Annotated in this window: 2 protein-coding genes; both read left to right on the top strand. The window is 32.8% G+C overall.

The window, feature by feature from the left end:
- Positions 1-2,262, top strand: a 2,262-nt coding sequence (locus tag U9R42_04345; protein MEA3495246.1) for a T9SS type A sorting domain-containing protein, incomplete at its 5' end; no start/stop codon positions are given.
- Between the two features lie 796 nt (positions 2,263-3,058).
- Positions 3,059-3,916 (top strand): DUF1566 domain-containing protein, encoded by an 858-nt coding sequence (locus U9R42_04340; GenBank protein ID MEA3495245.1) that lies wholly within the window; start codon positions 3,059-3,061, stop codon positions 3,914-3,916.
- Positions 3,917-3,979: the final 63 nt, after the last annotated feature.

The following is a 3,979-nucleotide window of genomic DNA, read 5'->3' as shown; positions in this document are numbered from 1 at the left end:
TTATTAATAATATTATTCCTTTCTCTTTTCCTAAATGGATTTAGTCAAGTAATTCCACGCTATTATCAAAGTAACATGGTAGCAGTTTTTGATAGTAACAAATTACAAAACCCATTCGGTGGTGGTTTACAATTTCCCGTTTTTGCAGGTATTGATTTAAATTTTGATTGGAAACTCGACCTTGTAATTATTGATAGAAGCGATGATAGATTACTTACCTTTATCAATACAGGAAATGCTGATTCCATAAAATTTGAATACCGACCTCAATATGAAAGTTATTTCCCCCAACTTTTACGAACAATAATAATCAAAGATTACAACAATGATGGCTTAGAAGATATTTTTGCTTTTTCACAAAAATATAACGGAGGCTTTGAAGTTCACAAAAATATAAGCTCAGGAAACAAACTTAAATTTGTAAAAATAATTGACCAAATAAAAGCAAACTATTGGGGAAACGAAGGCTCTGTTTATATCAACAGCATTGATATTCCTGCCTTTGAAGACATAGATAAGGATGGAGACCTCGACATTTTAACTTTTTCAATATTAGGAATGTACATGGATTATTTTCAAAATATGTCTATGGAAAGATATCAAAATACTGATAGTTTGGAATTTGATTATGCTGACCAGTGCTGGGGTAAATTTCGGGAGAATGACACCTCAAATCAATTACTTCTGGGAAAATCTTGCTCTCCTGTTAAAATAAGAAGTACAAATACAGATGAATATGAAATACAACGCAGTCATTACCGCCATTCAGGTTCAACCACTCTTGCAATTGATATCGACAACGATAATGATTTTGATTTAATTTTGGGAGATGTTGAGTACTCCGGATTAAAACTATTAATTAATGGTAAAGTTGAAAAAAATTATCCAAATGATTCGATGATAAAACAATATGACAACTATCCGTTAAATGGTAATCACGTTGATATTAAAAATATGCCTGCAGCATTCTTTATTGATGTAAATAATGATGGAATTAAAGATTTGATTTCAAGCCCTATGGATGAAGAAGTTGTTGATTCTTTTCAAAACTTAAACCAAGTATGGTTGTATATAAACGAAGGAAGAAATGACAATCCTGATTTTAAATTTGTAAAAAATAATTTTTTACAAGACCAAATGATTGACCTCGGTGGATCCACATCACCTGCCTTTTTTGATTTTGATAACGATGGAGATAAAGACCTTTTTGTTGCTACAATGGGAGACTTTGATAAAACATTTTACAGACATGATCGAATTTATTTATTTGAAAACCAAGGCACAGCAGTAAAACCGGAGTTTCATCTTATCAATAACGATTATCTTTCTTTGTCTCAAAAAAACTATAAAAATCTTACTTTAAGCTTTGGAGACATTGACATTGATGGCGATAAAGACTTATTAATGGGTAGCAATTCAGGAAAAATAATTTTTTACGAAAACATTGCAAACACAGGGCAAACAGCAAACTTTGAATTTGTTACAAATTATTTTGATTCAATTGATGTAGGCTACATAAGTACTCCCTGCGTTGCTTTTGTTAACGATGATAATTACCCTGATTTATTAATTGGTGAAAGACGTGGCAGATTAAATTATTTTAAAAATACACATTCAACAAACTATCCCAAATTTGAATTTATAACAGATACTTTTGGAGGAGTATTTTTCCCTCCTTCTATGCTGGAATCTGTTGCACCTACTGTTTTTGACATAAATAAAGATGGAAAAGATGACTTAATTTTCGGAACACGCTCCGGCAAATTGTATTTTTGTTCTGATTATAAAAATGATATTAATGGTGTTTTCGATTTTAGCACCGAACATTTTTTCGATTCACTAAGCAGTTCAAAAATATTAAAACCACTTGGCAGACAAATACGCCCTGTTTTTCTTGAAATTGATGGAGACACAATGCCTGATATTATTCTCGGAAGCAATCGTGGAGGATTACTTTTTTATGGTACTCAGTTTGACAGCATTAACCTTTCTCGCAAAAGCAATCATTTTGTAAAAACATTGAAAGTATTGGCTTATCCAAACCCTGTAAAAAATATTTTAAATATAAAAATTGAAGGAACTAACAAAGAATTGACAATTAAAATTTATGATGTTTTTGGCAAAATTCATTACAATAATAAAATTTCGGGTAACAACATTTGTAGAATTCAAATGAATAATTTACCTCAGGGAATTTATTTTGTTAGTTTTTTTGATAATGAAAAATACAGAAATAAGCTTATCAAAATTATTAAGATATAATGCTCTATGTTGATTTGAGTGGGTAAAAAAAATTAGAGCCACAGATTCACAGATTAAAATTCATTACTCAAGTTTCGCATTTGAATATAAAGAATTGACATTCGGAAACTTATTAAATGTCGAGTTGTGATAACATAAGGGAGGTTCTTTAAATACATTTCTTTTAAGAAACAAAGATAATGAATAAGATGCAAGGCACAAATTTTTCTGAATAGCCGTCCCCGTGTCGCTGAAGCTTTAGCGGAGGCACAAGCTATTGAGAAAAATTTTAACGCAGTCAGATTGTTTATTATCTTTGTTCCCAAAGGGTTTTCAGAGTTTTTCATATACTTCTTCAAAACTTTTTACATTATCCCGATAGTGTTTCAAATTTTTTCATTGTCTATAAAAAACTCTGGAAATCTTAATGCGAATGTATTTATAGAACCTCCCTAAAGAAAATCAATAGTATAATAATTCCATAATGGATTGTTTCATACTTTGTGATTCTTCGTGTCTTAGAGCCTTCGTGGCTAATTATCAATATCTTGCCACAAAGACACCAAGGCACAAAGTTGCACAAAGAATAAATTTATTATATGTAAACCCTTGTCAGTATTGTGATTCATCACACTGATTAGTTACAAAAAATTAAATTCTTAGCATAATTCTTTGTTATTAAAAAAATAATTTTACCTTTGCCCAACGAAATAATTAAAAATATCATTAATAGTGCAATTAAGAAAAATGCCTATTTTTACAATTAGTGTTTTTAGCATTTTCTTAGAAGCTCTAAAAATTTTAAAACTTAACAAAAATGCTTTTTTATTTGAAGACAAAAAATAAAACTAATTTAAAACTACTGTTAATAATATCTATTTTAATCACATCCCTAACCTTTACTTCCTCTGCCCAAAACTACACCTACGCCCTTTTCCCGGGCGATACCGCCTTGCTGGTATTTGATAAATCCTACGACAGCACCATCTGGCAAAAAAGCAAGGACAGCATTAGCTGGACAGATATTGCCGGGGCAACCGACAGCACTCTACAGGTAATTACAGATACTTCCTACACTAAAAAATATTATTTTAGAGTAAAAAATATTGACACCACAGAGTGCAGGCTTTCAGCATTTTATAGTACTACTATTGTGCATAGGGTTTTGGATAGCTTACATCAAGTGCAAGTTGGGGATTGGTTTCATGGAGGGGTGGTGTTTTATACCTATAGTACCGGACACGGATTAATTGCCCCCACATCCGACCAATCATCATCCTGCGAGTGGGGCTGTTATGGCACGGCCATAGGGAGCAGTGCCCAAAGCCTGAGCGATGGCAAAAGCAACACAGCAGCTATTGTGAATTACCACGACAGCATAGGCTATTACAACAACCCCACACAATGCAACCAGTACAATGATGGAACGGTAGCGGCAAAGCTATGCGATACCATAAGCATAAACGGCTATGAGGACTGGTACCTGCCCGCGAAAAACGAACTGAACTATTTATATCAAAAAAAGACCCTTGTTGGCGGTTTTTCTCGCTACGGCTATTGGAGCAGTTCAGAGTACAATGCTTACTATGCATGGAGGCAGTACTTCGGCAATGGCGGCCAGTACTACACCTATAAGTACTACTATAACAGGGTTCGTTGTATCAGGTCTTATTAGCTATTTAACAATTTAACCCCGTGAGATATGTATTATTACGTGTATGTTTTAAAGAGTGAGAAA

Source organism: Bacteroidota bacterium, from assembly GCA_034723125.1.
Classification (GTDB): domain Bacteria; phylum Bacteroidota; class Bacteroidia; order CAILMK01; family JAAYUY01; genus JAYEOP01.
This window is presented reverse-complemented; position numbering and strand designations above follow the sequence as displayed.

Coding starts and splice junctions, on each gene's coding strand:
- U9R42_04340 (MEA3495245.1), top strand. CDS start 3,059: ATGCTTTTTTATTTGAAGACAAAAAATAAAACTAATTTAAAACTACTG.